The 18,393-nt window shown below is 64.3% G+C and carries 17 protein-coding genes; 4 read left to right on the forward strand and 13 right to left on the reverse strand.

The window, feature by feature from the left end:
• Nucleotides 1–5: 5 nt before the first annotated feature.
• Nucleotides 6–1,223 carry an ABC transporter substrate-binding protein gene (locus LPW26_RS16360; protein ID WP_238736519.1) on the reverse strand — a complete coding sequence of 406 codons (1,218 nt, stop codon included), beginning with the start codon at nucleotides 1,221–1,223 and terminating at the stop codon, nucleotides 6–8.
• 571 nt (nucleotides 1,224–1,794) lie between these two features.
• Between LPW26_RS16360 and LPW26_RS16365 the strand changes: the two genes are divergently transcribed.
• On the forward strand, nucleotides 1,795–2,622 hold the full coding sequence (locus LPW26_RS16365) for a flagellar hook basal-body protein (RefSeq protein WP_238736521.1): 828 nt from the start codon (nucleotides 1,795–1,797) through the stop codon (nucleotides 2,620–2,622).
• A 116-nt stretch (nucleotides 2,623–2,738) separates the two neighbouring features.
• On the opposite strand, the gene LPW26_RS16370 is transcribed toward LPW26_RS16365, so the two are convergent.
• From LPW26_RS16370 to LPW26_RS16380, 3 genes are all read right to left on the reverse strand, one after another.
• The gene (locus tag LPW26_RS16370; protein ID WP_238736523.1) at nucleotides 2,739–3,137 is read right to left on the reverse strand and encodes a translational machinery protein; all 399 of its coding nucleotides are present in this window, start codon (nucleotides 3,135–3,137) and stop codon (nucleotides 2,739–2,741) included.
• Between the two features lie 116 nt (nucleotides 3,138–3,253).
• On the reverse strand, nucleotides 3,254–4,267 hold the full coding sequence (locus LPW26_RS16375; protein WP_238736525.1) for an aldo/keto reductase: 1,014 nt from the start codon (nucleotides 4,265–4,267) through the stop codon (nucleotides 3,254–3,256).
• 243 nt (nucleotides 4,268–4,510) lie between these two features.
• Nucleotides 4,511–5,719 carry an ABC transporter substrate-binding protein gene (locus tag LPW26_RS16380; RefSeq protein ID WP_238736527.1) on the reverse strand — a complete coding sequence of 403 codons (1,209 nt, stop codon included), beginning with the start codon at nucleotides 5,717–5,719 and terminating at the stop codon, nucleotides 4,511–4,513.
• Between the two features lie 106 nt (nucleotides 5,720–5,825).
• Between LPW26_RS16380 and LPW26_RS16385 the strand changes: the two genes are divergently transcribed.
• The gene (locus tag LPW26_RS16385) at nucleotides 5,826–6,524 is read left to right on the forward strand and encodes a HoxN/HupN/NixA family nickel/cobalt transporter (RefSeq protein WP_238736529.1); all 699 of its coding nucleotides are present in this window, start codon (nucleotides 5,826–5,828) and stop codon (nucleotides 6,522–6,524) included.
• Nucleotides 6,525–6,539: 15 nt separating this feature from the next.
• Here LPW26_RS16385 and LPW26_RS16390 read toward each other — a convergent pair whose 3' ends face one another.
• Together LPW26_RS16390 and LPW26_RS16395 are read right to left on the reverse strand one after the other, a co-directional pair.
• Nucleotides 6,540–7,175: a peptidoglycan recognition protein family protein gene (locus LPW26_RS16390; RefSeq protein WP_406677730.1), complete on the reverse strand. Its 636-nt coding sequence runs from the start codon at nucleotides 7,173–7,175 to the stop codon at nucleotides 6,540–6,542.
• Nucleotides 7,176–7,212: 37 nt separating this feature from the next.
• On the reverse strand, nucleotides 7,213–8,418 hold the full coding sequence (locus tag LPW26_RS16395) for a GGDEF domain-containing protein (protein WP_238736530.1): 1,206 nt from the start codon (nucleotides 8,416–8,418) through the stop codon (nucleotides 7,213–7,215).
• Between the two features lie 360 nt (nucleotides 8,419–8,778).
• On the opposite strand from LPW26_RS16395, the gene queD reads away from it, so the two are divergent.
• Nucleotides 8,779–9,147 (forward strand): 6-carboxytetrahydropterin synthase QueD, encoded by a 369-nt coding sequence (queD, locus tag LPW26_RS16400; protein WP_238736533.1) that lies wholly within the window; start codon nucleotides 8,779–8,781, stop codon nucleotides 9,145–9,147.
• 78 nt (nucleotides 9,148–9,225) lie between these two features.
• On the opposite strand, the gene LPW26_RS16405 is transcribed toward queD, so the two are convergent.
• Complete coding sequence (locus LPW26_RS16405) at nucleotides 9,226–9,813, reverse strand: hemerythrin domain-containing protein (protein WP_238736534.1); 588 nt, start codon at nucleotides 9,811–9,813, stop codon at nucleotides 9,226–9,228.
• 149 nt (nucleotides 9,814–9,962) lie between these two features.
• The gene (locus LPW26_RS16410) at nucleotides 9,963–12,527 is read right to left on the reverse strand and encodes a heavy metal translocating P-type ATPase (RefSeq protein WP_238736536.1); all 2,565 of its coding nucleotides are present in this window, start codon (nucleotides 12,525–12,527) and stop codon (nucleotides 9,963–9,965) included.
• A gap of 212 nt (nucleotides 12,528–12,739) precedes the next feature.
• On the opposite strand from LPW26_RS16410, the gene LPW26_RS16415 reads away from it, so the two are divergent.
• Entirely contained in the window at nucleotides 12,740–13,015 is a 276-nt protein-coding gene (locus tag LPW26_RS16415) for a metal-sensitive transcriptional regulator (RefSeq protein ID WP_238736537.1), read from the forward strand.
• 77 nt (nucleotides 13,016–13,092) lie between these two features.
• On the opposite strand, the gene LPW26_RS16420 is transcribed toward LPW26_RS16415, so the two are convergent.
• The 5 genes from LPW26_RS16420 to bchE all read right to left on the reverse strand — a co-directional run bounded on the left by LPW26_RS16420 (nucleotide 13,093) and on the right by bchE (nucleotide 18,264).
• Nucleotides 13,093–13,746 carry a hypothetical protein gene (locus tag LPW26_RS16420; RefSeq protein ID WP_238736538.1) on the reverse strand — a complete coding sequence of 218 codons (654 nt, stop codon included), beginning with the start codon at nucleotides 13,744–13,746 and terminating at the stop codon, nucleotides 13,093–13,095.
• 205 nt (nucleotides 13,747–13,951) lie between these two features.
• The gene (locus LPW26_RS16425; protein WP_238736540.1) at nucleotides 13,952–14,254 is read right to left on the reverse strand and encodes a preprotein translocase subunit YajC; all 303 of its coding nucleotides are present in this window, start codon (nucleotides 14,252–14,254) and stop codon (nucleotides 13,952–13,954) included.
• 248 nt (nucleotides 14,255–14,502) lie between these two features.
• Nucleotides 14,503–15,852, reverse strand: coding sequence for an oxygen-independent coproporphyrinogen III oxidase (hemN, locus tag LPW26_RS16430; protein WP_238736541.1), 1,350 nt, complete (start codon nucleotides 15,850–15,852; stop codon nucleotides 14,503–14,505).
• Between the two features lie 26 nt (nucleotides 15,853–15,878).
• A complete protein-coding gene (gene bchJ / locus LPW26_RS16435) occupies nucleotides 15,879–16,589 on the reverse strand; it encodes a bacteriochlorophyll 4-vinyl reductase (protein ID WP_249785235.1) in 711 nt (236 codons plus the stop codon).
• Nucleotides 16,561–18,264, reverse strand: a complete 1,704-nt coding sequence (gene bchE, locus LPW26_RS16440; RefSeq protein ID WP_238736555.1) for a magnesium-protoporphyrin IX monomethyl ester anaerobic oxidative cyclase — start codon at nucleotides 18,262–18,264, stop codon at nucleotides 16,561–16,563. Before bchE ends, bchJ begins: the two co-directional genes overlap by 29 nt.
• Between the last annotated feature and the right edge of the window lie 129 nt (nucleotides 18,265–18,393).

Raw genomic sequence — 18,393 nt, forward strand, 5'->3', positions numbered from 1 at the left:
TCGTGCTAGTTCGTGACCCTTGCCTCGAGCACTTCGCCGAACATCTCCCAGCGGTCGCCCTTGAAGCGCATCAATTGCATCTGCTCGATCGGGAAATGGTCGGTGGGGGAGGTGTTCATGGTGATGCCCGGCAGCAGCGACGAGGGCGCGTATCCCTTCAGGCTCGTCGCCACCTTCATGATGTTCTCGCGCGTCAGATTATCGCCGGCCTGTTTCAGGATGTATTCCAGCGTTTGTCCGGCGCCGAAGGAATACAGCAGCAGGCCGTTGGAGCGATCGGCGCCCGGCATGTACTTCTGCAGGAAGGCATCCCACTCCTTCACGCCCGGATCGTCGTTCCAGGTCGGGTCGGTCGGATCCTTGACGTAGCTCGCGGTGATGGCGTCCTGCGCATATTCCAGGCCCGCCGGCTTGATCACCGCACCGACAGACGAGGAGACGTTGTTCAGAACGTGAATCGGCTTCCAGCCGAGTTCACCCATCTTGCGGATCGCCAGGGCGGCGAACTTCGGCGTCGACAGATTGAGAAACATGTCGGCGCCCGACGCCTTGAGCTTGGCCATCTGCGAATCGATGGTCGGGTCGGTGATGTCGTAGGTTGCCTCCGAGATGATCATCGAGGTCTTGGCGCCGAGCCCGTCCTTGACGCCCTTGTAGATGTCCTTGCCGTAATCGTCGTTTGCCACCAGCACAGCGATCTTGGCATTGGGGTGGGTCGCCATGATCCACTTCGCGTAGATCCGGCCCTCCGCCTGGTAAGGAGGATTGAATGGCATCGTCCAGGGGAAGGTCTTCGGATCATCGCCGAATCGCGTGCCGCCGCTCGACAGCATCAGCTGCGGCACCTTCTTCTGGTTCACGTACTTCATAATGGCTGTGTTCGACGGCGTACCGAGGGTGTGGTACAGGAATAGCACCTCGTCGCTTTCGATGAGCTTGCGTGTCTGCTCCACAGCCTTCGGCGGCGAATAAGCGTCGTCATACGAGATGAAATTGATCTTGCGGCCGTTGATGCCGCCTTTCTCGTTCAGCATCTTGACGTAGGCGGCCTGGACCTGGCCGACGATCCCGTAGGCCGACGCCGGACCGCTGTAGGGAACGAAATTCCCGATCTTGATCTCGGTGTCGCTGGCGCCCGGGCCGTAGGCTTTTTGTGCGAGCGCAACACCCGGCGCAAGCACCGTCGTCGTCGCAATCAAGGCCGCAAGTCTGAAGAGTTTCATCTGTTTCCATCCCGTTTTCTTGGAGCGTTCTTGGCGCGATCTTTCCGATCGTCACAGCCGAGGATACTAGGCGTTTGCGGGATGCAGGCGCAATGCCGATCACGTCGGGCCGGCCCACGCATTTGACGCACCCCGAGCGTAATTCACCCAGTTTTGGCGGCTGCGCCGCAGTCGGTAAGCCGGAAATTGCTTGGCGTGAAATTAACGTGAGACCCGTAGGGGCGCCTCCAGCTGCGTGCCGGGATCGTTTGAACGATGCAACGGAGGTCTGGATAAAAGCGGGTCTTGGACTTGCTTGGGGGCGTTCAGGTCTTTCATGGCCTGGCGCGTCGCCGCGATCGGTGTGTTCCATTATCATCACTACGAAGTAGTAGTGGTACGTATAGATCGATCAGCAACTAAGCCGATCAGCGGCAAAATTTTCCGACGTCAGGTCAAAAAGCGGATCCGTCAATATACGAGGTCGCCGATTGATATCGTTGATTTGATTGAGGGTTGAATTTGGCGTGGCCTTTGCAGCGCCGTCTTCGATGCGCGCCAGGGACGCGCGGCGTTGATCGGAGGGCTTCTGATGGGATCGCTTGATGCACTATCGACGGCCACGTCGGGTTTGCTGGCCCAGTCGGCCGCCTTAGAGAACGTATCGGGCAATGTCGCCAACGCGCAGACGACGGCGTTCAAGGCAACGGACACGGCTTTCGATGATCTTGTATCACAGTCGCAGGTGTCGGAGACCGTGTTGTGGCGGTCTGTTTTGACCAACGGTAGGGCCGGAGTGATCGTGGCCGGGGCGGCCGATACGGACATGGCGATCAACGGAGATGGCTATTTCACCGTGAAGGCGCCAACCGGTGTAAGCGCCAGTGGGCAGCCGACATTCGGTGCGAGTAACACCGTGTACTCGCGCCGCGGTGACTTCACGCTCGACAGCGGCGGATATCTCGTCAACGGTGCCGGCGATTGTCTGATGGGACAACCGATTGATCCCGTCACGAAGGCGACGAGTGCGCAAGTGCAGTTGCTGCAGTTCGATACCACTACCGAGGTGCCAGGCCTCGGGATTCTGCAAAGTCTCTCGGTCAGTTCGTCAGGCAGGCTTCAAGGCACCTATTCCAAGGGGCAGACGGTCGATGTCGCCTCGCTGCCTGTCGCCACCTTCCGCGGCCAGGGCTTCATGTCGCAGGGAGACGGCGGGACGTTCGCCGCCACGCCTGAGTCCGGTGAGGCCCAATACCTCGGCGCCAGCACCGTCGTTGGAAATGCGCTGGAGGCGTCGAATGTTGATGTGCAGGATCAGATGATCACGATGGTTCAAGCGCAGCAGGCCTATTCGGTCGGATCGAAGGTCATCACGACGGCGAATGAGATGATGCTGACCCTCACTAATCTGACGATATGACTGGAGCGAAGCTCGGTTCGGACTTGCCGATCGGACTGCCGATCGGCCTGGCCAGTCGTTGCCGCGGCACGAAATCGGGATGGTGGGGCCGAGCGAGAGGTCCCGCTCGGCCGCGCTCACTTCGTCTGCGGCGTCGTTCGGTCCTCGGCCTTGAAGTATTGGCGGGCGTGGGCCACGATTTGCGGATCGGTCGGATGGTCGGCGTTTTCGACCGCCGCGATCTTTGCCTTCAAGGCGGGATTGTGGTGCGCGATGAAGGTGTCGAGCCCGTGCTTGGTCTGGCCGGGGCCGACGATCAGCACCACGCCCGCGTCGGCGATCGCCTCCATGGCGGCGCGAAAGAAGTGCTGATCCTCAGGTTCGTGGCCTGATCCGAGGCTGCGATGGTGGTGGACGTGCCGGTTGGCGTGATCGGCATGCAGCACCAGTTTCTCGGCCTCGTGTGGATTGAAGTGAAACACCCGAGCCTCGCGGTGGTCGATCCAGATCACGGCGTGGAAATGGGCACTGGTCATAGGTTTCTCCGGCACTGCGGCGCCTTCACTGCGATGGCGAGCGCGCAAGGCCGCAGACTAGGTCCGGGGCGGTGCGCCCGGGTTGATCGACCGCAATTTTTGCGAGGCTGACTGCGTCAGACCCGATGCCGCGTCGGCCGGCCTTCGATCGGATAGGCCGGGTCGTTGTATCCGGGCGTCGAGGGATGCCCGGTCACGACCAGACCGTCGATCAGCGCCTCGTCTTCGGCCGTGAAGGTCACGTCCAGCGCGCGGACGTAATCATCCCATTGCGACTCGGTGCGCGGCCCGGCGATCACGGAGGTCACCAACGCGTTGTTCAGCACCCAGGCGACCGCGAATTGACCGGCGGTTATGCCCTTGGCTTCAGCGTGGGCGCGAATCCGCTGCGCCAGTTGCAGCGATTCAGGCCGCCACTCGGTCTGCAGCATTCGCTTGTCGGCGCGGCCGGCGCGGCTGTCCTTGTCGGGCGTGGCGTCCGGGGCATATTTGCCGGTGAGCACGCCGCGCGCCAGCGGCGAGTAGGGAACGACGCCGAGACCGTAGAAGCCGCAGGCCGGGATTTGCTCGACCTCTGGCATCCGGTTCATCGCGTTGTAATAAGGCTGACTGACGATCGGCCGATCGATGCCGAGCCGATCGCACAGATTGCAGATCTCGGCGACGCGCCAGGCGCGATAATTCGAGACACCGAAGTAACGGATCTTGCCGGCGCGGATCAGATCGCCGATCGCCCGCACGGTTTCGTCCAGTGGCGTGGTGTGGTCTTCCTTGTGCAGATAATAGATGTCGATCCAGTCGGTGCCGAGCCGCTTCAGGCTGGCGTCCGCCGCCTGCATCACCCAGCGGCGTGACAGACCGGCGTTGTTCGGCCCGTCACCCATCGGGTTGGCGAGTTTGGTGGCGAGCACCCAGTGATCGCGCTGTGCGGCGATCGCGCGTCCGACCACCTGCTCGGAGACTCCGCTCGAATACGCGTCGGCGGTGTCGATGAAGTTGATCCCGGCTTCGCGCGCCTTGTCGATGATGCGTGCCGAGGTCGGCTCGTCGGTGGCGCCGCCGAACATCATGGTGCCGAGGCACAGCGGCGAGACCTTCAGGCCACTGCGGCCGAGCGGGCGATAGTCCATGGGGCTTTCCTTCGAGATGGCTTCAGGCGATGCAATGCCGACGGCGGACGTCGCCTTCAGAGCATAGTCGCTCGTTTTCGTCATTGCGAGGAGCGAAGCGACGAAGCAATCCAGCTCAATGCACTGCGCCTCTGGATTGCTTCGCGGAGCCTGTCATAGGGCGGTGCTTTGCGCCGACCCGTTGGCTCGCAATGGCGGGGAGAGGCATCGAACTCGATCGATGCTCCCGAAGTCGAGCCGCAGCTACTTCTTCACCAGCGGGCATGCCGGATCGGGCGGCCCGAAGGCGTCGTCGCCGGAGATCTTGGTGAGGATCTTGTAGTAGTCCCACGGATATTTCGACTCCTCCGGGCTCTTGACCTGCACCAGCATCAGGTCGTGCACCATCAGCCCGTCCTCGCGCAGCTTGCCGTTGCGGGCGAAGAAGTCGTCGATCGGCTTTTCGCGCATCTTGGCGGCCACCTTGAGCGGCTCGTCGGTGCCGGCGTCCTTGATGCCCTGCAGATAATGCGTCACCGCGGAGTAGACGCCGGCCTGCCACATCGTCGGCATCCGGTTCATCTTGGCGAAATAGCGCTTCGACCATTCGCGGGTCTTGTCGTCCATGTCCCAATAGAACGACGTCGTCAGCAGCAGGCCCTGCGCGGCGGGCAGGCCGAGCGAGTGGATGTCGGTGATCAGCGCCAGCAGCGCGGCCATCTGTTGGCCGCCCTTGAAGACGCCGAATTCGGCGCCGGTCTTGATCTCGTTGATGTTGTTCGGCGGACCGCCGGCGATGCCGATGATCTTGGCCTTCGAGGCCTGCGCCTGCAGCACGAAGGACGACAAATCCGGCGTCGCGAACGGCGGGCTTACCGAGCCCAGCACCTTGCCGCCGGTCTTGGTGACGACCGCGGCCGCATCTTTCTCGAGCGACTTGCCGAACGCGTAGTCGTCGGTGATGAAGAACCACGAATCGCCGCCGCGCTTCACAACTTCCTGCGCTGTGCCGACCGCGAGCGCGCGGGTGTCGAACACCCACTGCATCGCATAAGGCGAGCAGAACTTGCCGTGAAAATCAGCCGCGCCGGTCGACTGCGTGATGAACATCCGCTTCTTCTCGTTGGCGATGTTCTGCACCGCGAGCCCGACCGCGGAGACCGGCACGTCGACGATCAGGTCGACCTGTTCGACGTCGTACCAGCGCCGCGCCAGCGAGGCACCGATGTCGGGCTTGAGCTGATGATCGCCGGCGATCACGCTGACCGGCTTGCCGAGCACGCTGCCGCCGAAATCCTCCACCGCCATCTGCGCTGCGGTGACCGAGCCCTGGCCGGTCGGCGTCGAGGCCGGACCGTTCATGTCGGTCAGCACGCCGATCTTGACGACGTCGTCGGAAACTTGAGCGGAGGCGACCGACGGCGACAGCAGCGCGGCCGTCATCATCGCGGCCGCCAATGGTCTGGCGAACATGCTGGTTTCTCCCTTGTTCCGGCTCTGCGGCCGTGTTGTGATCGCGAACTTACACGATTTGGATGTCGCCGCAATTTACCGGCGGCCCGCAAGCGATCAGGGGCTGATGTTCGCGATACTGGGGTTGGGCTTCCTGCTGGGGATGCAGCATGCACTCGAGGTCGATCACATCGCCGCCGTCTCGACGATCGCGGCGCGGCGCAGCGGTGTCCGCGATATCGTCAAACACGGGCTGACCTGGGGACTGGGACACACGCTCACGCTGTTCCTGTTCGCCGGCGCCGCGATCGTGCTTGGCCAGGCGATCCCGGATCACATCGCCGAGTCGCTGGAAGGCGCGGTCGGCCTCATGCTGGTCGGGCTCGGCGCGCATCTGTTGTGGCGGCTGTGGCGGGATCGCGTGCACGTCCATGTTCACCAGCACGGCGACGGAACGCGGCATATCCATCTGCATAGCCACGCCGATCAGCACGCACGACACGACGGACCAGCCGCGCATCGCCACGAGCACGGCTTCCGCTGGCGCACGCTGCTGATCGGGTTGATGCACGGCATGGCAGGCTCCGCCGCGCTTCTGGTGCTGGCGGTGTCGAAGGCACCGACGCCGACGCAAGGCCTGCTCTATGTGGTGCTGTTCGGACTCGGTTCGATGGTCGGCATGGGTGCGCTCTCCGCCGCCATCGCGGTGCCGCTCGCGATCTCGGCGCGCGGATTGACTGCGGTCAATCGCGGCCTGCAGGTCGCGGTCGGGGGGCTGACCATCGTGATCGGGCTGCACACCATCCGGTCGACGCTGCTCGGCTGAACGGCCGACGCAGTGTCAGAATGACGGATCGCGCGCCAGCTTGGCCAGCTCGCAGCCTTCGCAATAGCGCGCGTCCTTATAGTCGATCCAGTTGTGGGCGTAGATCCGCTCGGCCGGAATGGCGTAGCGGGCCTGCAGCACCCGCACCAGCACGCGCCACGCGGCGATCTGCGCCGGTGTGGCCGGCTCGGTGACGTCCGGGTAGTTGCCGGCGAATTCGATCCCGATCGAATTGGCGCGGGTCACCTGACGATAGGTCGGCTTGTTGTCGATGTACTTGTTGTCGTTGCGGTTGGCGCCGTCGCCATGGGTGGTGATCATGGTCTCGGGCACGGCCCAGTACACGGTGCCATCGGTCTCGACCCAGATGGTGACGCCGCGGCGGGTCGGGGTCTTCGCCTGTTCGCGCGCGCCATTGCGGGCGGAGCCGGCCGGGCCTTCGGTCTGGTGCACCAGGATGTTCTGCCACGGCGCCTTGCGATAATCGCCCCAGGGCGCCAGCCACACCATGCGAAGTCCCGGGATGTCGGGCATGCCGGCGCTGCGGGCCAGCGCGATCAGATCGGGCGAGAGCGGTCCGGCGATCGCGATGCGTGGCAGCCATGCTGCGATGATCAGCGGCAGCGCCAGTCCGAACAGCCGAAGCAGCATCGGGAGCCCTGCGTAGGGGCGGGGTCGGGAAGCGGGATCAGGCGATCTTGCGCAGCGCCGGCGGCAGTGACGGCGTCGTCTCCGAAGCCGGCTCATGAACCGCAAAGCGATCCTTGCCGAGTTTCTTGGCCCTGTACAGTGCGGCGTCGGCGGCCGCGATCAACCGCTCGGGATGCAGCCCGACCTGCAGCGTCCATTGCGCGACGCCGATCGAGGCGGCGATCGCAATGCTGTCGTCGGTGTCCTGCTGGGCCAGCCCGCGGCTTTCCTCGATGATACGGCGGGCCAGCATCGCGCCTTCGCGCAGCGTGGTCGCGGGCATGACCACGCAGAACTCGTCGCCCCCGGTGCGCGCCAGCAGATCGCCGGGCCGCAGCCGCGACTGCGCGGCGTGGGCGAAACGACGCAGGCATTCGTCGCCGGCCGCATGGCCGTGGCTGTCGTTGATGGCCTTGAAGCCGTCGAGGTCGATGGCCAGCACCGCGAACGGCTCGCCAGAGCGGAGCGAGACCTCGCACTGGGCCTGCATGCGCTGCAACAGATGCCGCCGGTTGGCGATGCCGGTGAGGTCGTCGACCAGTGCCAGGCTTTCGACTTCCGAGCGCAGCCGGTCGATCGCCATCAGCAGCAGCCCGAAATTGAGCGCCATCGACAGGAACACCAGCATCAGCACCATGGCGGCTTGGACGTCGTTGAAGGCCACGATCGATAGTTCGCCGCCGAACCCGAGCATGGCGGCGACAGACCGCACCGCGAACGTCGCCAACATCAGGATCGACACCGTCGCGGCCATCCGCGCGCCCGGGTTGTGGCGGGCGGCGTGTGCCAGCATCAGCGGCAGCGCCATGGCGATCGGAACGGCCTGGGCAACCGAGTAGATCACAATCCGAGCCGCCATCGAGTCGATCACAAGCAGGAAGAAGGCCAGCCCGACCATGCACCACAGGGTCAGGCCAAACGGCACCCACCAACTGAGACGCCGGCCATAAAACTGGTAGATCCCCATCCCGATCAGGCTTGCGGCCAGCACGATCGCGCCGCCGCCGGTGATCAGCGGGATTTTGTTGTCGACCAGGCCGCGCAGCATGCCGATGCCGGCGCCAACCGACAGAATGAAGCAGCCTGCGGTCCAATAGCGCGCCGGCGTGAAGCTCGGATAGCTCCGCATCACATGGGTCCAGACCAGGCCCAGCGCGAAGAAATTGATCAGAAATACAACCCAGAGTGTCGGGATGCTCAACATCGCCGCAGCAAAGCGGCGCGCGCCTTGTCCTTGTCTGTGAATCGCCGGTGATTCATGGTCGCATCCTGAAGTTGCGGCCACGTTGCACGGGCAGCGCTTAACGGAGTCTGAGAGGAACCGGAAAAACTACGGGGTGGTTTTAATTAAGTGAACGATGAGCGCGCCAGGATGAAGAAAAACTAAGATGAACAGCCGGTCCACGCCTGAGCCATCGGAGCAGCGCGCCGCGGAACCGGCTTCCGCCGGGGCCTTGATCTTCTCGGCGCATTTCTGTGCCGACTCGCTTCAAATGCCGGCGGCGCTCGGATAGGGTCCGCCGCGACCGAGTTCCGGCGCCAGGCGCCCCAACCCCCGACATCGATGAAGATCACGCAAGCGTTCAGGTTCGAAGCCGCCCACCAATTGCCCCATGTGCCCGAGACGCATCGCTGCAGGCGGATGCACGGACACTCCTATCGGGTCGAGCTGCAGCTCTCCGGGCCGATCAATCCGACCACCGGCTTCGTGCTCGACTTCTTCGAGATCGAAGCGGCTTTCGGCCCGCTGCTGGCGCGGCTCGACCATTATTGCCTGAACGACATCGAAGGGCTTGAGAATCCGACCGCCGAGAATATCGCGATCTGGATATGGGACCGCACCAAGCCGACGCTGGCGGCGCTGTCGAACGTCCGGGTCTATGAGACGCCGGACTGTTGGGCCGATTACGGCGGCGAAGATCAGGGCGCGTAAGCCTAGGCCCTGGCCGCCGGCTTGAGGTCGGCACGGACCACCTGCATGCGCCGGCGGTCCGTGCCGTCAGTCAGAATTTCAGCGGATCGCCGCGGCACGACCGCGGTCTTCCTCGGTCTCCTGCTCCCACCGCAGAATGGTCGCGTAGAGATTATGAAATCGGTTGGCGGTCTCGCCGTCGAACATCGGATCCTTGCTGGCTTCGATGCGCGAGTCGATCTTCGCCCAGTCCTCGGCGGTCAGCGTCTCCAGCGCGGCGGGGAACAGCAGCTGCTCTTCCTTCGCCATATGCCGGCGCTGATGCTCGAGGAATTCCGTCGCGGCGGCGTGGAAGGTTTGGCGCGGCAGCTCCTGATCGGCCAGGACGTCGTTGACGACCTGGGCGAAGCGGCCGAGGCGCTCGCCTTCGAGCACGTGCTCGGCCTCGATGTCGCCGACCGCGCCGGCGACAGCCGGATTGCGCTCCTTGAGGATCTGGTACACCACATCCTCTTTCGGATGATGGCAGAGTTCCGGATACTCCTTGAAGTACTGGATCACGGCCTGGAAGATTTCGTAATCGGGGCGTTCGCGCCGGTCGAACACGTTGAGTTCGCGCTCGATCACGCCAAGCAGCCTCGCGATGTTACGGTGCTCTTCGTGAAGTATTTCAATCATTCGTGACATGGCCGACCTCGACTGCTCGCTGACCGGAAGACCGCGGCTGCGGCAAGATTCCACCGCGAAGATAGTGACCGGCGTGTGCCGATCCTTGCGTTAGATCAATCGAGTGCCGGCGGCTATCAGTCGCAACAGGTCTTTACTTCACAAGGTGATCACTTCAGATCGATCGCACGCAGTCTCAGCGCATTGCCGATTACGCTGACCGACGACAGTGACATCGCTGCCGCGGCGATGATCGGCGACAGCAACAGTCCGAACGTCGGATACAGCGCACCGGCGGCGATCGGGATGCCGGCCGAATTATAGATGAAAGCGAAGAACAAATTCTGCCTGATATTGCGCATCGTGGCGCGCGACAATTTGCGGGCGCGGACGATGCCGCCGAGATCGCCCTTGAGCAGGGTGATGCCGGCGCTCTCCATCGCCACATCGGTGCCGGTGCCCATGGCGATGCCGACATCGGCGGCGGCGAGCGCGGGCGCGTCGTTGACGCCGTCGCCGGCCATCGCGACGACGCGGCCCTGCTGCCGCAGCTTTTCGACCACCGCGCTCTTTTGGTCGGGCAGCACTTCGGCCTCGACGTCGGTGATGCCGAGCTTGCGCGCCACGGCGTTCGCGGTGGTGCAATTGTCGCCGGTCAGCATGATCACTTTCAGGCCGTCTGCTGCGAGCGCCTTCAGCGCGTCCGGGGTCGACGCCTTGACCGGATCGGCGATGGCGATCAGGCCGGCGAGGCGGCCATCGATGCCGACGCTGACCACGGTCGCGCCGTCCGCGCGCATCTGCTCGGTCTTATCGTGCAGTGCGGACGGATCAACGCCGAGCGAGCCGAGATAGCCGGCGGTGCCGATCGCCACGGTGCGGCCTGCGACCTTGCCGGTCGCGCCTTTGCCGGTCGGCGCATCGAACTCACTGACCTCGGCCAGGCCGAGCTTGCGCTCGGACGCGGCGGAGACGATGGCGTAGGCAAGGGGATGCTCGCTGGCGCGCTCGACGCTGGCAGCGAGGCGCAGCATCTCGGACTCGTCGAAGCCGTTCGCCGTGACGATCGCCGTGACCTTCGGCTTGCCTTCGGTCAGCGTGCCGGTCTTGTCGATCACCAGCGTGTCGATCTTCTCCATTCGCTCCAGCGCCTCGGCATTGCGGATCAGTACGCCGGCCTGCGCGCCGCGGCCGACGCCGACCATGATCGACATCGGGGTGGCGAGGCCGAGCGCGCATGGGCAGGCGATGATCAGCACGCTGACGGCGGCGACCAGCGCGAAGGTCAACCGCGGCTCCGGCCCGAACGTCGCCCAGGCGGCGAAGGCGGCAATTGCGGCGAGCAGCACCGCCGGCACGAACCAGCCGGCGACCAGATCGGCGACGCCCTGGATCGGCGCGCGCGAGCGCTGCGCCTGCGCCACCATCTGCACAATGCGCGACAGCATGGTGTCGCGGCCGACCTGTTCGGCGCGCATCACGAAGCCGCCGGATTGATTGATCGTGCCTGCCACGACCTTGCCGCCTGCCTCGCGCGTGACCGGCATCGACTCGCCGGTGACCATCGACTCGTCGAGCGAGGAACGGCCTTCGACGATGACGCCGTCGACCGGCACCTTCTCGCCGGGTCGCACGCGCAGCTTGTCGCCGACCGCGAGGCTGTCGATTTCGACCTCATGCTCGCTGCCGTCGGCCTCGATCTTGCGCGCGGTCTTGGGCGCCAGCCCGAGCAGCGCCTTGATGGCGCCGGAGGTCGCCTCGCGGGCGCGTAGCTCGAGCACCTGGCCGAGCAGCACCAGCACGGTGATCACCGCCGCCGCCTCGAAGTACACCGGCACGGTGCCGCCATGGCCGCGGAACGCCGGCGGAAACGCCTGCGGCGCAAGCGTCGCGACCACGCTGTACACGTAGGCGACGCCGGTGCCCATCGCGACCAGGGTGAACATGTTCAGGTTGCGCGTGACCAGCGACTGCCAACCCCGCACGAAGAACGGCCAGCCGGCCCACAGCACGACCGGCGTCGCCGTGACAAACTGGATCCAGTTCGACAGCACCGGATCGATCAGCCCGTGGCTGCCGACCAGATGCCCGCCCATTTCGAGCCCGAACGCCGGCAGCGCCAGCACCAGGCCGATCCAGAACCGGCGAGTCATGTCGATGAGTTCCGGATTGGGCGCGTCGTCGAGCGACACCAGTTCGGGCTCGAGCGCCATGCCGCAGATCGGGCAGGTGCCGGGCCCGACCTGGCGGATCTGCGGGTCCATCGGGCAGGTATAGATCGTGCCTTCGGGCACGGCGGGAGCCGGCTTGGCCTTCGATGTATCGAGATACGACACCGGATCGGCCGCGAATTTCGTGCGGCAGCTCGCCGCGCAGAAGTAATAGGTCTGGCCCTGATAATCGAAGCGGTGCGGCGTCGTCGCGGGATCGACCTTCATGCCGCAGACCGGATCGATCACCTTGTCGCCCGCCGCCGCCTCGCCGTGATGATGGTGCGCGTGATCGTGGCCATGATCATGGCCGCCGCAGCACGACGAGGGCGCGGCGAAGTCGGTCAGTTGATGCAGCTCGGGCTTGGCCGCCGATTTGGGCGGCAGCACCAGTGGCTGCGCGGCCTTGGCGAGCACGCCGGCCGGATCGGCGGCGAATTTGCTGCGGCAGCCGGCGCAGCAAAAGTAATACGTGGTGCCGTCGTGGTCGAAGCGATGAGGGGATGTGGCAGGATCGACGCTCATGCCGCAGACCGGATCGACCGCCTTCGCCGATGGCGCCGCGTCAGATCCGTGACCGCCGCAACAGGAGCCCGGTTTGGAAGCCGCCGCCTCGGCCTTAGCCGAACCGCAGCATTCGGACGCTCCGGCAGGGGCGGTGCCTTCGCGGGGGTCTGTGCTGCGCATCGGGTAACTCCTGGCTTGAAACCTATACCGTGTAGGGGTATATATCGCGCATGAAATCGGACATCAAGACGGCATGTCAAAAACGCCTCGGCAGGATCGAGGGGCAGGTGCGCGGAATCTCCAGAATGATGGAGGAGGGCCGCTACTGCATCGATATCGTCACTCAGATCTCCGCGGTGCGCGCCGCGCTGCGGCGGGTCGAGGAGGAGGTGCTGAAGGATCACGTCGCGCACTGCGTCGAGCATGCGATCGCGAGCGGCGACAAGACCGATCAGCGCCAGAAGATCGCCGAACTGATGGACGTGATTCAGCGATCCAGCCGTTGATCTGAAACGATCCGCGCGCGGCGGCGTTGCGGTCGATCAAGTCGGGGCGCGTCGGTGCGCGATGAGCCGGCCGATTCTCAGCGGCGGGTTTTGGCCGTCGGTCCGAACAAGGAGCTCTTCACCGCGGTGAAGCTGTTCGACAGGCCCGTCAGTCCGCAGGAGACCGGATCGCCGTCGCAGGCGTACTTCGCGGGCCGCGTCGGGACTGGTTTGATGCTGGCGCGCGGCTTGTTCGTCGCCTGCTGCCGACGCGGCTTGGCGACGACGCGCTTGGGCTTTATGACGGTCGGGTGCGGCTTGATCTCCGGGGCGGCCTCGACCGGTTGCTGGCTTTGCAGCGCGGCGATCTGCTGCTGACGCGCCGCGAAGGCGGCCGCGATGATCGTCCTGCGGCGTTGGTCGAGAAATTCGGTGTAGTGCTCGTCCATCTTCCGCAGCTCTTCGGCAGTCGGATTGGGACCGGCGATGTCGAAGCTGCGGTTCTGCATGAAGTCGAAATAGGTGTAGCCGCCGCCTTGTTTGCGTCGGCCGGCGAACTTGGCGTCGCATTGCGCCGTCATCGCTGCCTTGGCGTCCTTGCTATCCGCGGCCTTCTCGCCCTTCTCGATGCAGTCTTCGTAGTCCACCGGCGCGCGGCTCGGCCACCACTCGGCGCTTGCGGCTGACGGCAGGGCCACCGCGCCGAGCGCGATCGCCAGATGCATCGTGGTGAGTTTCTGAAAGCCGGTCATGCCCCGTCCCGCGACCGCAGATCACGCAGAAGTTGCGGATTCCGCCGCCAAGGCGCGGTTTTGTCAAGCGAAAGGCCCGCCGAGCAACGGGTCTCGGTTAGCGATCGGCTATCATCCTGTGGAGTTCGCTGCTGATCAGCGCGAATTGCCGAGTGGGCGGCGTCCGGCTGGTCAATGTTGACCATCCGGACTGTGTCGCGAAAGCTCAGGCCGCGAAGTGCTCGGCCGACACCGAGTCGGCGTGCTCGATGTGATCGAGTTCCGACAGCTTGGTGACGCTCTTGCCCCGGCAGGACCAGGAAATCAGGGCCTCGTCGCCGCTGATCGACAGGATGATGCCGGTGACGTTGCCATGGGCGGTAACTTCGTCGCCGACCGAGAACGTCTGGTTCTCGAGCGCCGCTTCGAGCGCGGCCCGCAGGCTGACAGCGTCGCTGCCGCCGGCAGCCCGGAACGCAGCGGTGGCCTTGGCGACCATATCGTCGGTGATCTTGAGTTTGTGGGTCATGGTAGATCCCTCGATGAGTCCGGGCGCAGCAATCAATAGGCGCGGCTGCTTAACGGTCTGCGACCATGGCCGCGGCGGCCATGAGCATGAGCGATTTTCCGTTAAGGCGGCGAGCCCGCGGACCTGACTCTCCCTGACATATTACCGCTAGCGGTAGGTATGCACCTAATCGATGGATTCGATTTGACCTGCGTCAAAAGCAAAACGCGCGCCCGGGGGCGCGCGTCGCAAGCATTGCGGCAGCAGGATCAGACGGCGATCGAGTGCCGCACGTTGGAATTGCGCAAATACGTGTCGAAAACGGAGGCGACGACGCGTGACAGGCGAACGCCGTCTGCCGTCAGCGTCAGCTTGCCGTGGTCGCAGATCACGGCGCCGTCGCGCTGCAATTCGGCGAGGGCTTCTTGTTCCGGCGCGTACCAGTCGTCGGCGTAGCCAAAGGCGCGGCCCGCGGCGGCGAGGTCGATCTTGCCGTCGCACATGATGCGTTCGATCACATGCGCGCGCAGATTGTCGTCCTTGGTCAGGCCGTGGCCACGCGCCACCGGCAGCTTGCCGGACGCAACCGCACGGGCCCAGGCGCCGGTTTCGACGATGTTCTGGATGTAGCCGCTCGGCGTGCGACCGATCGAGGTCGCGCCGATGCCGATCAGCGTCTGCGCGGCGTCGGCGGTGTAGCCCTGGAAGTTGCGGTGGAGTTCGCCGACCTTCGCGGCGTCCGCCAGCGAGTCGCCCGGCAGCGCGAAGTGATCGATGCCGATGCGGACGTAGCCGCCCTTGACCAATGCTTCTGCGGCCGCATCCGCTTGCTCGGCGCGCTGATCGGGCTTCGGTAGCGACTCGTCGGGAATCATCCGCTGGTTCTTGGCAACCCACGGCACGTGGGCGTAGCCGAACAGCGCCACACGGTCCGGCCGCATCTCGACGCATTGCTCGACGGTGCGCTGCAGGTCTTCGGCGGTCTGATAGGGCAGGCCGTAGATCAGGTCGAAGTTGATCTTGGACACGCCCGCCGCCTTGAACCGCGCCATCGCCGCGGCAACCATGTCGGGCGGCTGGACGCGGTTGATCGCCGCCTGAACCTTGGGGTCGAACTCCTGCACGCCGAAGCTGGCGCGCGTGAAGCCGAGCTCGCCGATGGTCGCGACCATCTCGTCGCTGAGTGTTCGCGGGTCGCTCTCGATCGCCAGCTCTGCGTCGGGCACGAACTCGAATCGTTCGCGCAGCAGCGTCATGATCGCGCCGAGGTCCTCGGGGGAGATCACGGTCGGCGTGCCGCCGCCGAAATGCAGGTGGCGCACCGGCATCGTGCCGGGCATCGCATCGGCGACCAAATCGATCTCGTCGATCAGGTTCTCGACATAGTCGGCCACCGGGCCGTATTTCGACGCCAGCTTCATGTTGCAGCCGCAGTACCAACACTGCTGCTTGCAGAACGGCACGTGCAGATACAGCGAGATCGGCTCGTCGGTATCGAGCTGGGCTAGCCAGCCGCGATAGATCGACTCCGGGAACTCCTTGGCGAAATGCGGAGCGGTCGGGTAGCTGGTGTAACGCGGCACCGAGCTCTTGGCGTATTTGTCGAGTGCAGACGACATCGCTGGTCTCTCATATCGCCCGCGGATCAACGCGCGGAAATGGTTTCGGAACTGCCGGGGATCGGCGTTGATCGGCGGCTGGCGTAAATGTTTGCGGCGTCCGGGATCGTGGTCCAGTCCGCGACGAAGCGGCAGCAGTCGTCGCCGCGCGCTCCGCATGTGGTTTCGGTCACCCGGGTATAGGGCGAGACCAGCGCCTGAAACAGCCGTTGAAATACGGAGGCGTGCCAGACGCAGACGTGGTGATCGGCATGTTCGCCGGCGCAGAGCGGGTTGTGGGCGATCTCGAACGTTACGGTCTTGCCGGTCTGCGCCGAGAACCGGCCCGACCCCGCGAACGTCCAGGCGTGGGCGGAGATCGCCTTGGTCAGCATCTTGGAGGCCAGCGACGCCGGCAGGAGTTTCAGCACCGCCTGCGCCAGCTTTGGAATCCGGTTGGCGAGGATGTAGTCACCGGTGCGCAGCCCGGCGTCGGCCAGGATCGCCGCCGCTTGCGGCGGCGGCAGCACCCTGCGGACTGCCTGGTGGATGGCGGCCACCGGGCGTTCGTCGACCATCGCGCTCGGCGGATGGGCGAGCCAGTCGCTCGCCGCAGCCTCGGCGAAGATCTCTGCGGCGGCCGGTTCGAGACCGGCCGCGTCGAGGGCGTGGATCAGTTGAATGACGGCATTGGGTCCGATCTCGGACACCGCCGCATGCAACTCCCCATTAGTGGCGGGTGAGCGAACCTGCGTCATTTGCGCTGCCCACCATGCGGCTGGAAACGGTCTCTGCCAGAGTCTCTTTGGCAACTTCGCAGTTGGTCGGTTCCGTCATCTGCTCGGAGCCGCCGCCGCAAGCCGAGACGATGGCCATCTGCGATGCCGCCGATTTCCGCGAGCGGTCGGCATTGGCTTCCCAATCGGCCATCTGCGCGTGCGAGATCTTGCGCTTGTCGTCGAAATGGAAGTCGACTTTCTTCTTCGACTGCGGACCCCAATAACCGACGCGTCCGAGGTCGTAGAATTTTCGCTCGAAGCCGGCCTTCAGGAACGCCTTCAGACAACCCAGCAGGTAGCGCCGCCGGCGCCCCGATCCCGACCAGGGATAGGAGAAGAACGCCTTGTACATGTAGAACCGGCGATAATTGTTCATCACCCGGTCGAGCAACTCGGCGCGCTCCATCGCCGCCGGCTTCAGGATCGGCGTGACGAAGTTGTACTTGTCGAAGTCGAACACCTCGACCTTGTCGCTGAGTTCCTTGAACAACGGCGTGAACGGCCACGGCGTGTACATCGACCAGTTGGCGAGGTCCGGCTTCCAGTCCATCGCCATGCGGTAGGTTTCTTCCAGCGTCTCGGGGGTCTCGGAGTCGAGGCCGACGATGAACTGGGCTTCGACGACGATGCCGGCTTCGCGCAGCAAGCGGATCGCCTTCTTGTTGTCGGAGATCTTGGTCTCTTTATTGAAGAGGTCGAGCTTGAGCTGCGCCGCGGCTTCGGTGCCGAGCGAGACGTGCATCAGGCCGGCTTCGTTGTAGAATTTCAGCAGCTGCTCGTCGCGCAGAATGTCGGTGACGCGGGTGTTGATGCCCCACTGCACCTTCTTGTTCAACCCGCGGGCGATCAGCTCTTCGCAGAACTGAATGAACTTCTTGCGGTTGATGGTGGGCTCTTCGTCGGCCAGGATGAAGAAGCCGACCTGATACTTGTTCACCAGCTCTTCGATCTCGTCGACCACCTTCTTGGGGTCGCGGACGCGGTAGTCGCGCCAGAACTTCCACTGCGAACAGAACGAACAGGTGAACGGGCAGCCGCGCGCCATGTTGGGGATCGCGACCCGGGTGTTCATCGGGATGTACTTGTAGAGCGACCAGTCGAGGATGCTCCAGTCCGGGCTGATGGCGTCGAGATCCTTCACCGTCGGCGCGGCCTGCGTGGCGACGATCTTGCTCTCGCCGTTCAGACCGTCGGTGTAAGCGAGGCCCTTGATCGAGTCGCGGTTGGCGGGCCACTGGCCGGAATCGATCGCGCGTGCCAGATCGACGACGATCTCTTCGCCTTCGCCGCGCACGATCACGTCGACCCAGGGCGCCTCGCTCAGCACCTGCTGGTACATGAAGGTCGCGTGGACGCCGCCGAGCACGGTGACGATCTTGGGATTGACCTGCTTGGCGATCTTCAAGGCCTCTTCGGCCTTATAGATCGAGGGCGTGATCGAGGTCGTGCCGACCATGTCGGGATTGTAATCGGCAATGACCTTGGCGAGATTCTCGTCCGACGTATCCTCGGTCATCGCGTCGATGAACTTGAGGTCGGTAAATCCGTTGGCTTTCAGCGCGCCCGCCAGATAAGGGGCCCAGGCCGGCGGCCAATGGCCCGCGATTTCGGCGCCACCGGAATGATAATTCGGGTGAATGAGAAGGATGCGCACTTACATTTCTCCCGTGATTGTCAAGAACTGATGACACACGTAGTGTCAATGATTATTGACGCAGATCAAACAAAACGGTGCTTTGGTAGTTGGTCGGCCGCTTGGCCTCCCGCGGGCATGCGCCATCGC

The organism is Rhodopseudomonas infernalis (assembly GCF_022271405.1).
GTDB classification, from domain to species: domain Bacteria; phylum Pseudomonadota; class Alphaproteobacteria; order Rhizobiales; family Xanthobacteraceae; genus Rhodopseudomonas; species Rhodopseudomonas infernalis.